The 15883-nt window shown below is 76.5% G+C and carries 15 protein-coding genes; 7 read left to right on the forward strand and 8 right to left on the reverse strand.

The window, feature by feature from the left end; translation table 11 throughout:
* Positions 1-10: 10 nt before the first annotated feature.
* Both BJ968_RS08200 and BJ968_RS08205 read right to left on the reverse strand, forming a co-directional pair.
* Entirely contained in the window at positions 11-682 is a 672-nt protein-coding gene (locus BJ968_RS08200) for a DUF998 domain-containing protein (RefSeq protein WP_179750811.1), read from the reverse strand.
* Entirely contained in the window at positions 679-1869 is a 1191-nt protein-coding gene (locus BJ968_RS08205; RefSeq protein WP_343077895.1) for a four-carbon acid sugar kinase family protein, read from the reverse strand. Before BJ968_RS08205 ends, BJ968_RS08200 begins: the two co-directional genes overlap by 4 nt.
* A 57-nt stretch (positions 1870-1926) precedes the next feature.
* On the opposite strand from BJ968_RS08205, the gene BJ968_RS08210 reads away from it, so the two are divergent.
* The 3 genes from BJ968_RS08210 to BJ968_RS08220 all read left to right on the forward strand — a co-directional run bounded on the left by BJ968_RS08210 (position 1927) and on the right by BJ968_RS08220 (position 5683).
* Entirely contained in the window at positions 1927-2967 is a 1041-nt protein-coding gene (locus BJ968_RS08210) for an ATP-dependent DNA ligase (RefSeq protein WP_179750813.1), read from the forward strand.
* Positions 2964-4013: a DNA polymerase domain-containing protein gene (locus BJ968_RS08215; protein ID WP_179750815.1), complete on the forward strand. Its 1050-nt coding sequence runs from the start codon at positions 2964-2966 to the stop codon at positions 4011-4013. The genes BJ968_RS08210 and BJ968_RS08215 overlap by 4 nt, the downstream gene beginning before the upstream one ends.
* Before the next feature lie 74 nt (positions 4014-4087).
* On the forward strand, positions 4088-5683 hold the full coding sequence (locus BJ968_RS08220; RefSeq protein ID WP_179750817.1) for a methyl-accepting chemotaxis protein: 1596 nt from the start codon (positions 4088-4090) through the stop codon (positions 5681-5683).
* 41 nt (positions 5684-5724) lie between these two features.
* Here the strand turns inward: BJ968_RS08220 and BJ968_RS08225 are convergent, their stop codons facing one another.
* The 4 genes from BJ968_RS08225 to menD all read right to left on the reverse strand — a co-directional run bounded on the left by BJ968_RS08225 (position 5725) and on the right by menD (position 10679).
* Complete coding sequence (locus BJ968_RS08225) at positions 5725-6750, reverse strand: polyprenyl synthetase family protein (RefSeq protein WP_179750819.1); 1026 nt, start codon at positions 6748-6750, stop codon at positions 5725-5727.
* A complete protein-coding gene (locus tag BJ968_RS08230; protein ID WP_179750821.1) occupies positions 6747-8033 on the reverse strand; it encodes a geranylgeranyl reductase family protein in 1287 nt (428 codons plus the stop codon). Before BJ968_RS08230 ends, BJ968_RS08225 begins: the two co-directional genes overlap by 4 nt.
* Before the next feature lie 46 nt (positions 8034-8079).
* Complete coding sequence (locus BJ968_RS08235) at positions 8080-8805, reverse strand: demethylmenaquinone methyltransferase (protein WP_343077896.1); 726 nt, start codon at positions 8803-8805, stop codon at positions 8080-8082.
* Positions 8806-9002: 197 nt separating this feature from the next.
* Positions 9003-10679: a 2-succinyl-5-enolpyruvyl-6-hydroxy-3-cyclohexene-1-carboxylic-acid synthase gene (gene menD / locus BJ968_RS08240; RefSeq protein WP_179750823.1), complete on the reverse strand. Its 1677-nt coding sequence runs from the start codon at positions 10677-10679 to the stop codon at positions 9003-9005.
* Between the two features lie 62 nt (positions 10680-10741).
* Here menD and BJ968_RS08245 point away from each other — a divergent pair, with 62 nt between their 5' ends.
* On the forward strand, positions 10742-11140 hold the full coding sequence (locus tag BJ968_RS08245; protein WP_179756400.1) for a hotdog fold thioesterase: 399 nt from the start codon (positions 10742-10744) through the stop codon (positions 11138-11140).
* Here the strand turns inward: BJ968_RS08245 and BJ968_RS08250 are convergent.
* Positions 11109-12146 carry a cupin domain-containing protein gene (locus tag BJ968_RS08250; RefSeq protein WP_179750825.1) on the reverse strand — a complete coding sequence of 346 codons (1038 nt, stop codon included), beginning with the start codon at positions 12144-12146 and terminating at the stop codon, positions 11109-11111. The two genes, BJ968_RS08245 and BJ968_RS08250, sit on opposite strands and share 32 nt — an antisense overlap.
* Before the next feature lie 125 nt (positions 12147-12271).
* On the opposite strand from BJ968_RS08250, the gene BJ968_RS08255 reads away from it, so the two are divergent.
* On the forward strand, positions 12272-13099 hold the full coding sequence (locus BJ968_RS08255; RefSeq protein ID WP_179750828.1) for an NAD(P)H-dependent oxidoreductase: 828 nt from the start codon (positions 12272-12274) through the stop codon (positions 13097-13099).
* Positions 13100-13109: 10 nt separating this feature from the next.
* Here BJ968_RS08255 and BJ968_RS08260 read toward each other — a convergent pair whose 3' ends face one another.
* Positions 13110-14285, reverse strand: a complete 1176-nt coding sequence (locus BJ968_RS08260) for an alpha/beta fold hydrolase (protein ID WP_179750830.1) — start codon at positions 14283-14285, stop codon at positions 13110-13112.
* Between the two features lie 118 nt (positions 14286-14403).
* Here BJ968_RS08260 and BJ968_RS08265 point away from each other — a divergent pair, with 118 nt between their 5' ends.
* Both BJ968_RS08265 and BJ968_RS08270 read left to right on the forward strand, forming a co-directional pair.
* Positions 14404-14961: a MarR family winged helix-turn-helix transcriptional regulator gene (locus BJ968_RS08265; RefSeq protein WP_343077897.1), complete on the forward strand. Its 558-nt coding sequence runs from the start codon at positions 14404-14406 to the stop codon at positions 14959-14961.
* Positions 14962-14971: 10 nt separating this feature from the next.
* Positions 14972-15877: an NmrA family NAD(P)-binding protein gene (locus BJ968_RS08270; protein ID WP_179750834.1), complete on the forward strand. Its 906-nt coding sequence runs from the start codon at positions 14972-14974 to the stop codon at positions 15875-15877.
* Positions 15878-15883: the final 6 nt, after the last annotated feature.

Consider the following 15883-nt stretch of genomic DNA (forward strand, 5'->3'; position numbering starts at 1 on the left):
CGCGGCCCGGTCAGGCGCGGCCGCGCGCCGTCCGGCCCGGGCGGTCGCCGCGCCGGCTGACGGCCTCCAGCACCAGCCACGCCGAGACGGCCAGCACCTGCCAGCGCTGGGAGTCGCCCCCGCCGCCGTTGCCGCCGCGGGCGAACGTCACGACCTCGTAGAGCCCGCAGCCGGTGGAGACGAGCGCGGTGGCCAGCGCCAGCACCCGCAGCGGCCCCCGGGTGCGCAGCACCAGTTCCAGGCCCCCGAGGACGGCACCGGTCGTCGCCACGACCGAGACGCCGTCGTGGACGAGCTCGGCCCCGGCCGAGGAGGCCGGGCACGGGCCCAGCGACGGCGCGCACGTCAGGGGCACCAGCGCCGAGACGAGCGTGCCCAGGCCGAACGCCGCCAGGCACACCGCGCGGAACCGGGCGTGCCGGGACGCGCTGCGCCACAGCGGGACCGCGAGCAGCAGGCCCAGGGCGCCCGCCGTGCCGTCCCCCAGCCGGAACCACACCGACCCCGGCTCGGAGGGGACCGACAGCTCGCTGATCACCCCGACCGACAGGTCGACGCGGGCCCCGACGAGCGGGGCGAGCAGGAAGTTGGCGTTCGCGAGCGCCGCGACGACGGCGACGGCCACGGCGACGCTGAGGGGGACGGCGCTGCGGGGGGCGGACCGGGACCGGGTGCTCCTCACCGGCCCAGGGCCCCGACCGCGTCGGCGATCGCCCCCGGGCCCCCCACGTTGCCCGGGACGACGACCTGCAGCAGGTCCCGGCCGTCCACCTCCAGGCGCCACACCGACACCCCCGGCGCCACCTGCCCCTCCACGACCGCCGCCGTCGCCCCCAGACCGGTGCGGGCCACCTCGGCGGCCGTGATGCCGCCCTTGGTGACGACGGCGTCGAGGCCGGGGCGCAGGACGCGCACGGCCTCCACCAGGGCCCGCATGACCTTCTCGCCGTGCGCCAGCGTGCCGTGGTCGGCGGACCGGACCCGCTCGGTGGCCACGACCACCACCTCACCGCCGGCCAGGCCGGCCCCGGCCCGCGCGGCCAGCTCCCGGCCCGCCGCGACGGGGTCCGCCAGCGCCGCGGCCGTCGGCAGGACGTGCTGGGTGCCGCCCAGGGCGGCGAGCTGCTCGCGGGCACCGGCGGTGTGCGACCCGCACACCACGAGCACGCGCGGGTGGCCGGGCCGCAGCGGGCGCGGCAGGAGACCGGTGCTGGCCACCCCCGCCAGGGCCGCGGCCAGCGGGGCCGCGCACCGCACCACCACGCCCTCGCCCACCTGCGCGGCCAGCGCCGCCACGTCGGCGTCGTCGCGCACGTCCGGCACCACCACCGACCCCGGCGGCGCCTGGTCCAGCGGCCCCGTGAACGGCTCGCGCGCCGACTTCTCCCGCACGTAGTCGCTCAGCCGGGAACTGGTGAACCCGAACACCGGGTCGGCCGCGTACTCCGTCTCCCCCGCCGGGACGTCCCCCTCCGCGGTGCGGACCAGGTGGACGCCGTCGACCGTCGTGCGCCCGCCCGCGGGGAACGCCGGGACGAACAGGACGACGTCGTCGGGCCCGGCGAAGACCTCCGTCTCGGCGAACACGTGCCCGCGCGGGGTGGAGTCGCCGCGCAGGACGAACCGCACCCCGGCCCCCAGCCGCGCCGCGGCCGCCAGCGCGTCGTCGCGCACGGACGTCACGAGCGCGACGGCCGCGGCCTCGTCCAGGGCGCGGGAGTTCGTCTGGACGTAGACGCTGTCCACCTCCCGCAGCGTCCGCTCCAGGACGTCGCGGTCCCACGCCAGCAGGACCCGCACGCCCGTCGCGGACTGGGTCCCGGTCGGGTCGTCGTCGAGCACGACGGTCTTCAGCGGTCGGGTCGTCACCCGCCGCAGTAGACCAGACCCTCGTGCGGCCCGCGCCGGTGCGGCAGAGTGACGAGCATGGACCTGCCGGTGAACCCGCCCGTGGTGCCGATGCTGGCCCGGGCGGCCGGGGGCGTCCCGCCGCAACCCGACGGCGACCCGGCGTGGCTGTACGAACCGAAGTGGGACGGTTTCCGCTGCCTGGTGTTCCGCGACGGCGACGAGGTCGAGCTGGGCTCGCGCAACAACCGGCCGCTCACCCGGTACTTCCCCGAGGTCGTCGCGGCCGTGCGCGCCGAACTGCCCGCGCGCTGCGTCGTGGACGGGGAGCTGTTCGTCCCGCGCCCCGGCGGCGGCCGGCTGGCGTGGGAACTGCTGTCCCAGCGCATCCACCCGGCCGCCAGCCGCGTGGAGAAGCTGTCCGTCGAGACGCCCGCGCAGTTCGTCGCGTTCGACCTGCTCGCCCTGGGCGACGAGGACCTCACCGGCCGCACCACCGCCGAGCGCCGCGACCGGCTCGTCGCGGCCCTCGCCGGCTGCGGCCCGGTCACCCACGTCACCACGGCGACGACCGACGCCGCCGTCGCCGGGGACTGGTTCACCCGCTTCGAGGGCGCCGGCCTGGACGGCGTCGTGGCCAAACCCCTCGACGCGCCGTACCGGCCCGGCGAGCGCGTCATGACGAAGGTCAAGCACCACCGCACCGCCGAGTGCTTCGTCGTGGGGTACCGGCTGCACAAGAGCCTGCCGGGGATCGGGTCGATGCTGCTGGGCCTGCGCACCGGCGACGGCGTCGTCCAGGTCGGCGGGGCGGCGGCGTTCACCGCGGCCCGGCGCGTGGAGCTGCTGGAGCTGCTGCAGGGGCTGCGGACCGGTGAGGAGCCCGAGCAGGGCGAGAAGAACCGGTGGAACGCGCGCGCGGACGACTCCTGGGTGCCCGTGCGGCACGAGCTGGTCTGCGAGGTCGAGTACGACCAGCTGGAGGGGCAGCGGTTCCGGCACAACCCGCGGTTCCTGCGCTGGCGCCCGGACCGCGACCCGGCCGAGTGCCGCCTGGACCAGCTGGACGCCCCCGCCGACCTCGACCTGGCCGAGGTCCTGTCGGGGGCGGCCCGGTGAGCGCGCGACCGGCCGCCGAGGAGCTCGACGTCGACGGCGTCGCCGTCCGGCTCACCTCCCCCGACAAGCCGTACTACCCCGCGCTCGGCGAGGCCGGCCGCAAGCGCCGGGTCGTCGAGCACTACCTCCTCGTCGCCCCCGCGCTGCTGACCGCGGTGCGGGACCGCCCGACGTACCTGCAGCGCTTCCCCGACGGCATCGAGGGCGAGGAGGTCTACCAGAAGCGCACCGCGAAGTTCGCCCCCGAGTTCGTGGAGACCGTCCGCATCACCTTCCCCTCGGGCCGCTCGGCCGACGCGCTGCGCCCCACGAGCACGGCCGCCCTCGTCTGGGCCGCGCAGCAGGCCACGATCACGTTCCACCCCTGGCACTGCACGGCCCCCGACGTCGACCACCCCGACGAGCTGCGCATCGACCTCGACCCCCAGCCCGGCACGGGGTTCGCCCAGGCCCGCGCGGTCGCCCGCGACGTGCTGCGCCCCTTCCTCGACGAGCTGGGCTACGAGGGGTTCGTCAAGACCTCCGGCGGCCGCGGGCTGCACGTGTTCGTGACGATCGAGCCGCGGTGGACGTTCACCGAGGTGCGGCGCGCCGCGATCGCCCTGGCCCGGGAGGTCGAGCGCCGCGCCGACGGCCTGGTGACCTCGGCGTGGTGGAAGGAGGAGCGCGGGGAGACGGTGTTCGTCGACTACAACCAGAACGCCCGCGACCGCACCATCGCCAGCGCCTACTCGCTGCGCCGCACCCCGCGGGCGACGGTGTCGGCGCCGCTGCGCTGGGAGGAGCTGGACGCGGACCTGGAACCGGACGACCTCACCCTGACGACCTTCCCGGCGCGGTTCGCCGAGGTGGGCGACCTGTGGGCCCGGCGCCGCGACCGCGCGGCGTCCCTGGAGCCGCTGCTGGCGCTGGCCGACCGCGACGCCGGCGAGGGCCTGGGCGACCTGCCCTACCCGCCGAGCTACCCGAAGGTGCCCGGCGAGCCCCCGCGCGTGCAGCCGTCGCGGGCGCGCCGCCCGCCGCAGGCACGACCGCCGGGGGCGTGAGCCTCAAGGGCGGGCCCGCCGCGGCCGATGGGGTGGGAGCCGGCGGGTGCCGGCCCGCCCTCCGGAGGACCAGCATGCCGAGCACCGCCCGTCTCCTCGCCGACCGCAGCGTCCGCACCAAGGTGCTCAGCGCGCTCGCCGCCCTCGGGCTGGTCACGGTCGGGGTGAGCACCGCGTCCCTGGTGACCCTGAGCACCAACGCCGAGCGCGCCGACGGGATGTACCGGGACGGCGTCATCGGGGCGACGGCGCTGGGCCGGGTCCACCAGGAGGAGCTCAAGACGCGGATGCTCGTCGCGCAGCACGCCGCGACGCCGGACGCCGAGGGCAAGGCCGAGGTCGCGCAGAAGATCGTGGACAGCGACGCCGAGCTCGACGACTGGGCCGCGAAGTACACCGCCGGGTCGCCGGCCGACACCGCCGGCTGGGAGGACTTCACCGACGCGTGGGCGCAGTGGCGCCAGGCGCGCGACAGCCGGCTGCTGCCGCTGTCGGAGGCCGGGGACCAGGCCGGGTGGGCCGCCGCCAACGCCGAGGTCGCCCAGCCCCTGGTCAGCGCCGCCGCCGACGCCCTCGACGTCGTGGAGGCCGCGGAGAACGCCCGCGCCAAGGCCGCCGCCGACGCCTCCGCCGACGACTCCACCCGCTCCCGCGAGCTGATCGTCGCCGCCCTCGTGCTGGGTCTGGGCCTGTCCACCACCCTGGGCCTGCTCGTCGTGCGCTCCATCGTCGGCCCGCTGCGGGCCGTGTCCGCCTCGCTGGAGGCCGTGGCGAACGGGGACCTCACGGTCGGGGCGACCGTCACCTCCCGCGACGAGCTCGGCCAGATGGCCGACGCCCTCGAACGGGCCCGCGACAGCGTCCGCAGCACCATCTCGGCCATCTCGGCCTCCTCGGAGTCGCTGCTGCTGGCCTCCGACCAGCTGACCGCCGACAGCGAGCGCATCGGCGGCACCGCCGGGGAGACGGCCTCCGCCGCCGCGTCCGCGGCCGACACCGCCGCCACCGTGTCCGCCAGCGTCTCCACGGTCGCCATGGGCGCCGACGAGATGCAGGCCGCGATCCGCGACATCGCCAACGGGGCCTCCGAGGCCACCGCCGTCGCCGCCCGCGCCGACGAGCTGGCCGGGCGCGCCGGGGAGACCGTCGCGCGCCTGGGCGTCAGCTCCGCGCAGATCGGCGACGTCGTCAAGGCCATCACCGCCATCGCCGAGCAGACGAACCTGCTGGCCCTGAACGCCACCATCGAGGCCGCGCGCGCCGGGGAGGCCGGCAAGGGCTTCGCCGTCGTCGCCGGGGAGGTCAAGGAGCTGTCCGCGCAGACCGCGCGCGCCACCGAGGACATCGCCGCCCGGGTCGGCTCCATCCAGACCGACACCGCCGAGGCGGTGCGCGCCATCGAGAGCATCGCCGAGGTCATCGCCGAGATCGGCAACCACCAGACGACGATCGCCTCCGCGGTCGAGGAGCAGTCCGCGACGACGGCGGAGATGAGCCGCAGCGTCGGCGAGGCCGCCGCGGGCTCGGAGCGCATCGCCGACAGCATCCGCGGGATCACCGGGTCCGCGGCCACGACCGCCGAGGTCGTCGCCGGGTCCCGCACCGCGACCGACGACCTGGTGCGGCTGTCCGGTGAGCTCAGCTTCCTGGTGACCCGCTTCAAGGTCTGAGGTCCCGGCCCCCGGCGGGGCCGGGCGGGTCGGACGACCGCTCAGACGACCCGGTCGGCGATGGTCCCCGCGTACGCCTCGAGGGCCTCGCGGGCCGGGGAGGCGGGCAGGCCCGCCAGGTGCGTGGAGGCGCGCCGGGCCCACTCGCGGGCCGTGCACCGGGCCTGGTCGGTGACGGGGTGGCGGCGCAGCGCGTCGACCGCCTCGGCCAGCACCGCGTCGTCGTCGAGGCGGCCGGAGTCCAGCAGGGCCACGACGGCCCGCGCGGCGGGGTCGCCCTCGGCGGCCGCGCGGCGGGCCAGCAGGACCGGCAGCGTGGGGACGCCCTCGCGCAGGTCGGTGCCGGGGCGCTTGCCGGACTCGCCGACGTCGCTCGTGAGGTCCAGGACGTCGTCGGCGAGCTGGAAGGCGACGCCGACGTCCTCGCCGTAGCGGACCATGGCCCGCACGACGTCCTCCGAACCGCCGCCGAACACCGCCCCGAAGCGCCCGGCCGTCGCGATGAGCGAGGCCGTCTTGTCGGCCAGGACGTCGAGGTAGTGGCGCACGGGGTCCTCGTCGGGGCGGGGACCGACCGTCTCGTGCAACTGCCCCAGGCACAGCCGCTCGAACGTCTCGGCCTGCACCCGCACCGCCTCCGGGCCCAGGCCCGCGACGACGTTGGAGGCCCGGGCGAACAGCAGGTCCCCGGTGAGGATCGCGACGTTGTTGCCGTAGAGGTGCTGCGCCGCAGGCGCTCCGCGCCGGGTGGGGGCCGAGTCCATGACGTCGTCGTGGTACAGCGAGGCCAGGTGCGTCAGCTCGCAGACGACGGCCGCGGCGAGGACCTCCTCGGGCACGGGCGCGCCCGGGGCCGCCAGGTGGGCGCCGAGCAGGGTCAGCATGGGGCGCACCCGCTTGCCGCCGGCCTCGACGAGGTGGCGCGAGGGCGCGTCGGCGATCGGGTCGGCGTTGGCCACCGCGGCGCGCAGCCGCGCCTCGACGACGTCGAGCCCCTCGCGCAGCGCGTCCTCGAGGGCCGGGTCGGTGGTCGGCAGCGAGCCGGTGGTGTGCACGGACGTGTTCACGAGGCAGGGGCCAATCGCTTCAGCGCCACGACCACGCGGTCGGTGGCGTCCTTCGACGTCGGGTCGGCCAGGTTGGCCAGGAGCTTCACGACGAGCTTCATCAGGCCCGGCCGGGGCAGCCCGAAGCGCGTGGCGACGCGCATGACCTCGGGGTGGCCGATCAGGGAGACGAACACCCGCCCCAGCGTGTAGTACCCGCCCAGGTCGGCGCGGACGGCGGCCGGGTAGGACTGCAGCGCGCGCTCGCGGGCGCGCTCGTCGGGGGCGGCCAGGGCGTCGTCGACGGCCCGGGCGGCCAGCCGCGCCGACTGCATGGCGTAGGCGATGCCCTCGCCGTTGAAGGGGTTGACCATGCCGCCGGAGTCGCCGACCAGCAGCAGCCCGCGCGTGTAGTGCGGTGTGCGGTTGAACGCCATCGGCAGGGCCGCCCCGCGGATCGGGCCGACCTGGTCCTCCTCGCGGAAGCGCCACTCCGGCGGCATCCCGGACAGCCAGCGGCGCAGCAGCTGCCGGTAGTCGATGTCCCCGGACCCGGCGTCGGAGTCCAGGATCCCCAGGCCCACGTTGGAGGTGCCGTCGCCGACGCCGAAGACCCAGCCGTAGCCGGGCAGCAGCGGGCCGGTCGAGGAGTCGCCCTCGCGCAGCTCCAGCCAGCTCTCCAGCCAGTCGTCGTCGTGCCGGGGGCTGGTGAAGTAGGTGCGCACGGCGATGCCCAGGGGGCGGTCGTCGCGCTTGGCCAGGCCCATCGACAGGGCCAGCCGGCTGCCGACGCCGTCGGCCGCGACGACGACGGGGGCGCGGTAGGTGCGCTCCTGCCCGCTCTTGCGGCCGGACTCGTCCACGGGGCGGGCGGTGACGCCGACGACGTGGCCGGTGCGCTCGTCGAGGACGGGGCCGGTGACGCTGGTGCGCTCCAGGACGGTCGCGCCGCCGTCGCGGGCGTGCTCGGCCAGCGCCTGGTCGAAGCGGGAGCGGGTCTGGACCAGGCCGTGGCCGGGGAAGTCGGAGATCTCGGGCCAGGGCACCTGCAGGCGCACGCCGCCGCCGAGCAGCCGCAGGCCCTTGTTGCGCAGCCAGCCGTCCTGCTCGGGGGTCTTGAGCCCGAGCAGGTCCAGCTCGTGCACGGCGCGCGGGGTCAGGCCGTCGCCGCAGACCTTCTCGCGCGGGAAGGAGGACTTCTCCAGGACCAGGACGCGACGGCCGGCGTCGGCGAGGTGGCGCGCCAGCGTCGACCCCGCCGGCCCGGCCCCGACGACGAGCACGTCGGCGTCGTGCGTGTCCATCAACCCTCCACTCGTGAAAACTTTCACGAAGTCTAGTTCCCTGCGCTCAGTCGTGCGTGCGCACGGCGCGGTGCATCGCCACGACCCCGAAGGACAGGTTGCGCCAGGCGACCTGCTCCCACCCGGCGGCCGCGATCCGGGCCGCCAGCGCCGGCTGGTCCGGCCACGCGTCGATCGAGTCGACGAGGTAGCTGTAGGCGTCCGCGTGCGAGCTCACGAGCCTGGCCACGCGCGGCAGCCCGTGGTGCAGGTACGTCGCGTACGCCTTGCGCAGCAACGGGTTGGGGATGGTCGAGAACTCGCACACGACGAGCCGCCCGCCCGGGCGGACCACCCGGGCCATCTCCCGCAGCCCCGCGTCGGGGTCGACGACGTTGCGCAGCCCGAACGAGATCGTCGCCGCGTCGAAGGCCCCGTCGGCGAACGGCAGCCGCGTCGCGTCCCCCACGACGAACCCCAGGTCCGGGCGGCGGCGCTTGCCGGCCCGCACCATGCCCGCCGAGAAGTCGCACGGGACCGTCAGGACGCCCCGGTCGGCGAACGGCTCGCTGGAGCGGCCCGTCCCGGCGGCCAGGTCGAGCACCTTCTCCCCCGGCCTGGCGTCCACGGCGCGCAGCACCGCGCGCCGCCACAGCCGGTCCTGGCCCGCCGACAGGACGTCGTTGGTGCGGTCGTACCGCTCGGCGACGTCGTCGAACATGCCCGCGACCTGGGACGGTCGCTTGGCGAGGTCGGCCAGTTCGCGCTGGGTCTGCACGTCGGAGGTACCCACGTCACCAGTCTCGCAGCCGTGCGCGACCGCGCCGTCCAGACGACGGCCTCCCGACGGTGATCCCGGCCACCCCCACCCCCGTGGTCGATCACGGAAGTGCTTGATCACGGAAGTGCTTGATCACCGGAGAGCGTCCCCCCTCGCGGTGATCAAGCACAACGGTGATCAAGCACAACGGTGATCAAGCGCAGCGGGGGTCAGGCGTCGAGGACGGCGGCGCGGACGGCGGCGGTGACCCGCTCCAGGCGGGAGCGGACGGCGGCGCGGTCGACGACGAGCTCGACGACCCGCAGCCCGGCCGGGGGCGCGGCGATCGCGGCGGCGGCCTGCGCGCGGGTGGCCGGCCGCGCGTGCGGGACGCCGTAGGCCGCGCACAGGGCGGCCACGTCCACGCCGTGCGGGGTCGCCACGACCCGCTCGAACGTCGCCCGGTCCACCGCCGAGGCGTGCTCGAGGGTCTCGAAGATCCCGCCGCCGTCGTCGTTGACCAGCACGACCGTCAGGTCCGCGCGGGTCTCCCCCGGCACCGGCAGCAGCGCGTTCGCGTCGTGCAGGAAGGCCAGGTCCCCCACGAGCACGCGCGCGGACCCCAGCCCCAGCGCGACGCCCTCGGCCGTGGCGAGGGTCCCGTCGATCCCGGCGAGGCCGCGGTTCGACACGCCCCGCACGCCCAGCGGCCGCCCGGCCAGGTCGACGTCGCGCACGGCGTTGCTGGCCGCCACGACGAGGGCGGACCCGTCCGCCGCGCAGGCCTGCACGACCTCCCGGGCCGCCCACGGCCCCGCGAGCGCGTCCTCGTCGTCCAGGACGGCGTCGACGGCGTCGGCGGCGAGCTTGGCCGCGCGGTCCCAGCGGGCGGCCAGCTCCTGCTCGGCCTCACCGGCCGGGTCCTCCACCGCGACGGCCGGCACGACCCGGGCGGCGCGGAACCCCGCGTCGGGCCACCTGCCGGTCGCGCTGACGACGACGAGCTCGACGTCGTCGCGGGCCAGCAGCCGCGTCACGGGCCGCGACAGCGTGGGGTGCCCGAAGAGGACGACGCGGTCGACGTCGCCCAGCGGCCCGTGGGCGTCGACGGCGTCCAGCAGCAGGCGGTACGGGCCGACGGCGCGCTCACCGCCGCGGGCGCCCGAGCTCGGCTCGGCCAGCAGCGGCCAGCCGGCCTGCTCGGCCAGCTCCTGCGCGGCGCGGCCGGTCGCGGGGTCGGGGGCGTCCCCGGCCAGCACGAGGGTGCGGGGCCCGCGGGGCAGCAGCACCGGCTGCGGGGCCGGGCTCGCCGTCACCTCGGTGAGCCCGACCGCGGACGGGGCGAACACGTCCGGCGAGGGCGTCAGCGGGTCGGCGAACCCGACGTCCAGGTGGACCGGGCCCGGCCCCTGCCCGCGCAGCCCGCGCGCGGCGGCGACCGCGCGGGAGACGACCGACCGCCAGGCCGGGGCCTGCGCGCGGGGGTCGACCGGGGCGGGCAGGTCGGCGCTGAACCGGACCGAGGGCAGGAACGTGCGGGCCTGGGCGTCGGCGGTCTGGCTGGCGCCGGACCCGCGCAGCTCGTGCGGGCGGTCGGCGGACAGCACGACGAGCGGGACCCCCGCGTGGTGGGCCTCCAGGACCGCGGGGTGCAGGTTGGCGACCGCGGTGCCGCTGGTCGTCACGACGGCGACGAGCTCACCGGCCCGCGCCAGGCCCAGGGCCAGGAACCCGGCGGAGCGCTCGTCGACGCGCACGTGCAGCCGCAGCCGGCCCGCGTCGGCGGCCCGGGCGGCCGCGTAGGCCAGCGGCGCGCTGCGGGAACCGGGGCTGAGCACGAGGTGTCGCAGGCCGAGCCGGACGAGGGCGTCGACGAGGACCGTCGCGAAGGCGGTCGAGTGGTTCACCCCTCCATGGTGCGCCCCCGGCGGTGTGGCAACCTGCCACGGTGACGCAGCCGACGCCCTCGATGGACGAGATCCTCGCCACCTTCGGCTCCGGGACGCTCGTCGAGCGCATGGGCATCGAGTTCGTGGAGATCAGCGCCGCGCGGGTCGTGGGCACGATGCCCGTGGAGGGCAACACGCAGGTCGCGGGCTTCCTGCACGGCGGGGCGAGCTGCGTGCTGGCCGAGACCCTGGGGTCGGTGGGCGCGCTCCTGCACGTGTGGCCCGGCGGGCTGGCGCTGGGGACGGACATCAACGCCACCCACCACCGGTCGGTGCGCTCGGGCACCGTGACGGGCGTCGCGACGGCCGTCGCGCTGGGCCGGACCCTGACGAGCCACGAGGTCGTCATCTCCGACGAGGAGGGCCGGCGGCTGTGCACCGCGCGGATCACGAACTACGTGCGGGCGGCGCAGCCCTGACCCCCGCGCCCGCCGGGGCGCCCACCGGGGTCGTGGTCGGGGTCGTGGTCGGGGTCGTGGTCGGGGTCGTGGTCGCCGCGCGCCGGAACTCGCTCGGGCTCAGGCCGCGGACGCGCTTGAACGCCGCGCTGAAGCCGAAGGGGTCGGCGTACCCCACGCTCCGGGCGACCTCGGCGACGGTCGCGGCGGGGCGCTCGGCGAGCAGGTCCGCGGCCAGGGTCATCCGCCAGCGGGTGAGGTAGGTCAGCGGCGGCTCGCCCACCAGGTCGCTGAACCGCTTGGCCAGCGTGGCGCGCGAGACCCCGGCGCGCCGGGCCAGCCCGGCGACCGTCCAGGCCGTCGCGGGCTCGGTGTGCAGCAGCCGCAGCGCCGCACCGGCGACCGGGTCGTGCTGCGCCGCCCACCACGCCGGGGCCTGCCCGGCGCTGCGGTCGAAGAACTCGCGCAGGGTGCAGACCAGCAGCCAGTCGAGCAGGCGGTCCAGGACGACCTGCTGCCCGGGGGCGTCGACGGCGACCTCGGCGGCGAGGTGGTCCAGCACGGGGTCCGCCGTGCCCCCGGCGTCCACGCGCAGGACGGGGGGCAGCGCGTCGAGCAGCCGCCGGCTGATCTCGCCGCGCACCGGGTAGGCGCCGACGACGAACGTCGTGGCCCCCGCCCGCTCCCGGCCGGGGCGGCCCGGGTCGTACCAGCCCAGGCGGTACCGGGTGCCGCCCTGCTCGGGGGTCGCGCACTCCACGCCGCAGTCCACGGGCTCGGCCGCGGTCCCGACCTCGTCGACGAAGGCGAAGGTCCCCGGGCCGCGCACGAGCGCGGTGTCGTGGGTGTCCAGCCGGACCGGGGAGCCGTGCTCGGGCACGACCCACCCCGCCCCGCGCACGACGGTGCACAGGGTCAGCGGCGCCCCGTCGACGAAGCGCAGCGACCACGGCGGGGTCAGGGTCGTGCTGCCGAACAGCGAGCCGTGGGCCCGCACGCCGCGGAGCAGGTCGCTGAACGGGTCCACCCGCGCCACATTAGACGATCGCCGAGGTTGAGCGGACCTCAACCCATGGTTCCGTCCAGAGGAGCGGCGTTGGATGGGGACGTCCGGGAACCCCGGACGTCCCGACGAGCACGAACGGAGCCCCCGTGACGACCGCCCACCCCCCGACCCCGGGGACGGCCCTGTGGGTGCACGCGCACCCCAGCCGGTCCTCCCTCAACGGCCGCCTCTTCCGCGAGGGGGTGCGCGCCCTGTCCGCCGACCGCGAGGTGGTGACCTCGGACCTGTACGCCCAGGGGTTCGACCCCGTCCTGGACCCCCGCGCCCTGTCCGGCGGGTCCCCCGGGGCGGCCCCCGGGGAGCGCACCGGCGGACCCGCCGGGCTCGCCGACCTCCTCGGCGACGCGCACGCCCGGGGCCGGCTGCCCGCGGACGTCGTCGGCGAGCAGGCGAAGCTGGCCCGCGCCGAACTGCTCGTCCTGCAGTTCCCCCTGTGGTGGTACGGGCCGCCGGCGATCCTCAAGGGCTGGTTCGACCGGGTCCTGACCGCCGGGTTCGCCTTCGGCGACCTCGACCCCGAGCTGGGCGTCCCGCGCCGCTACGGCGACGGCGGCCTGGCCGGGCGCCGGGCGCTCGTCGTGGTGACGGCCGGGGAGGACGCGGGCTCGATCGGCCCGCGCGGCGTCAGCGGGGACCTGGAGTCCCTGCTGTTCCCCCTGACCCACGGCGTCCTCTGGTACGTCGGCGTCGAGCCCCTCGACCTGCACGTGGTCCACGACGCCGACGCGCTGGGGGCCGCGGGGGTCGAGCGCGAGGTGGAGCGCCTGGCGCGCAGGCTGCGCACCCTGGACGCCGAGCCGGGCCGCCCCTACCGCCGCCTGCGCGACGGCGACTACCGGGACACCCGCGCCCTGCGCGCCGACCTCCTGCCCGGGCGCACCGACCTGGGCATCCACCGGCTGCCCGCCGGCTGAGGCCCGTGGTTCACCGCAGCCGGCGGAACGTGGCGCGGATGTCGTCGACGAGCAGCCCGGGTTGCTCCAGCAGCGCGAAGTGGCCGCCGCGGGCGACCTCGTTGAAGTGCACGAGGTTCCGGTAGCGGCGTTCGGCCCACCGCCGGGACCGGCGGACGTACTCGCCCGGCATGACGCTGAGCCCGACCGGGACGGTGAGGGGTTCGTCGAGGGTCCCGGGGGTGGCCCAGCCCGTCCGGGCGCTCTCCCAGTACAGCCGGGCGGCGGAGGCGCCGGTGTTCGGCAGCCAGTGGAGCATCACGTCGTCGAGGACCTCGTCGAGGCTGAACAGCGCCTCGACGTCCCCGTGCTCGTCGTGGGAACCCCCGACGTCCTGGAACATCGCGTAGATCCAGGCCGCCAGGCCGACCGGGGAGTCGGCCAGGGAGTAGCCGATGGTCTGCGGCCGGGTCGCCATCTGCTGCGAGTACGCCGACAGCTCCCGCCAGTAGTGGCCGGTCTCCTCCAGCATCCGCCGCTCCTCGGCGGTGGCGGCGCGCACCTCCTCCTCGCTGGGCGTGAACAGGGCCATGTTCAGGTGGACGCCGGCCAGCCCGATCGGGGTGGTGGCCTGCAGGGCGGCGAGCTCGGCGGTGACGGAGGCGCCGAGGTCGCCGCCCTGGGCGAACCACCTCGCGTACCCGAGGCGCTCCATGAGGACGGCCCACGCCCGCGCGGTGCGCTGCACGTTCCAGCCGGTCGCGGCCGGTTTCCCGGAGAACCCGAAACCGGGCAGGCTCGGGACGACGACGTGGAAGGCGTCCTCGGCCGTGCCGCCGTGGGCCAGCGGGTCGGTCAGCGGCCCGACGGCGTGCCGGAACTCCAGGACCGATCCCGGCCAGCCGTGCGTCAGGAGCAGCGGGCGCGCGCCGGGGACGGCGGAGCGGACGTGCAGGAAGTGGATCTCCAGGCCGTCGACCGTGGTGGTGCTCTGGCCCCAGCCGTTGAGCAGCGCCTCGGTCCGGCGCCAGTCGTAGCCGTGCGCCCAGTGCTCGACGAGCGCGCGGACCTTGTCCAGCCGGGGCCCCTGCGAGGTGTCGGCGACGGTCTCCCGGTCGGGCCAGCGGGTGCTGGTCAGCCGTCGCCGGAGGTCGTCGAGGTCGGCCTGGGGCACGTCGAGGGTGAAGGGCCTGATCGCGGTGGTCACGGGGGTCGCCTCCTGGGCGCGTCGGGGATCGGGGGCGGTGGTCCTCCACCGGCCCCGCGGCCATCTTCACACGAGATCGTCTTGACGCAAGATGATCTGGAGGACGTACAGTTCTGGCGTGACGACTCCTCCGGAGGACGCGGCCGCCCCCCCGCCCGAGATCGACTGGGACGCCCAGGGCATCGAGACCGAGCTCGGCTGGGCCCTGCCGGCCGTCCACCAGGGCTTCTCCCGGTCGGCGACGGGCGCCGTCGCCGACGTGCCCGCCGGCCCGCGCGGGTACCAGGTGCTCGTGGCGATCACCACCGAGGAACCCTCCTCGCAGCTGGCGCTCGCCCACCGCCTGGGCATCGACAAGACGCAGATGACCTACGTCGTCGACGCCCTCGAAGCCGCCGGGCTCGTCGAGCGCCGCCCCCACCCCGACGACCGCCGCGTGCGCCAGGTGCTCCCGACCGCGGCGGGCCGGACGCTGCTCACTTCGGCCCGCGCCGCCCTGCGCGCCGTCGAGGCCGACCTCATGCGCCACCTCAGCGGCAGCGAGCAGACCCAGCTGCGCCGCCTCCTGGCCCGGGTCGCGCTCACGGCCGGCGACGTCGTGGCCTGCGCCCCCGGCGACCCGGCCACCCCCGGCACCACCCCCGAGACCCCCTCCCCCTCCCGCCGGAAGAAGTGAGACGCACCCCGTGACCAGCACCGTCCTCGTCGCCGGCGCCACCGGCGACCTCGGCCACCGCATCGCCCGCGAGCTCCTGCACCACGACGTGCGCCTGCGCGTCCTCACCCGCCCCGGCGGCACGGCGACCGGGGCCCTCGACGGCGACCCCCGCGTCGAGGTCGTCACCGCCGCCTACTCCGACCACGCCGCCCTCACCGCGGCCGCCTCGGGGGCCGACGTGGTCGTCTCCGCCGTCAGCGGCACCCGGCCCGTGGTCGTCGACGCCCAGCGGGCGCTGCTCGCCGCCGCGGTCGCCGCCGGCGTCGGCCGGTTCGTCCCCTCCGACTACTCCGCCGACTACCGCCGGACCGCCCCGGGGACCAACCGGAACTTCGAGCTGCGCCGCGAGTTCGCCGCCGCCCTCGACGCCGCCCCGCTGCGGGCGACGTCGGTCCTGAACGGCATGTTCACCGAGCTGCTCACCGGCCAGGCGCCGATGGTCCTCTTCGGGCGCCGCCGGGTCCTGTTCTGGTCCTCCGCCGACCAGGTGCTCGACTTCACCACCAAGGACGACGTCGCCCGCGTCACCGCCCGCGTCGCCCTCGACCCCGCCGCCCCGCGGGTCGTCGAGGTCGCGGGCGACCGGGTCACCGCCCGCGACGTCGCCCGCACGCTGACGGAGCTGACGGGGACCCCCTTCCGGCTGCAGTGGGCCGGCACCGCCGGGACCCTCTCGCTCGCCGGACGCGTCGGGCGCCTCCTGGCGAAGGACCGCGAGGAGACGTTCCCGGCCTGGCAGGGCATGCAGTACTTCGCGGACATGTTCAGCGGCCGGGCGCAGCTGCACCACGTCGACGGCGACCGCTACGGCCCCCACCGCTGGACGAGCGTGCGCGACGTCCTCGCCCAGCACCTCGGGCGGGGCGGCGCGTAGCCCCGG

It is taken from the genome of Kineococcus aurantiacus, from assembly GCF_013409345.1.
Lineage (GTDB): Bacteria > Actinomycetota > Actinomycetes > Actinomycetales > Kineococcaceae > Kineococcus > Kineococcus aurantiacus.

Coding starts and splice junctions, on each gene's coding strand:
- BJ968_RS08210 (WP_179750813.1), top strand. CDS start 1,927: ATGGACCTGCCGGTGAACCCGCCCGTGGTGCCGATGCTGGCCCGGGCG.
- BJ968_RS08220 (WP_179750817.1), top strand. CDS start 4,088: ATGCCGAGCACCGCCCGTCTCCTCGCCGACCGCAGCGTCCGCACCAAG.
- BJ968_RS08230 (WP_179750821.1), bottom strand. CDS start 8,033: ATGGACACGCACGACGCCGACGTGCTCGTCGTCGGGGCCGGGCCGGCG.
- BJ968_RS08245 (WP_179756400.1), top strand. CDS start 10,742: ATGGACGAGATCCTCGCCACCTTCGGCTCCGGGACGCTCGTCGAGCGC.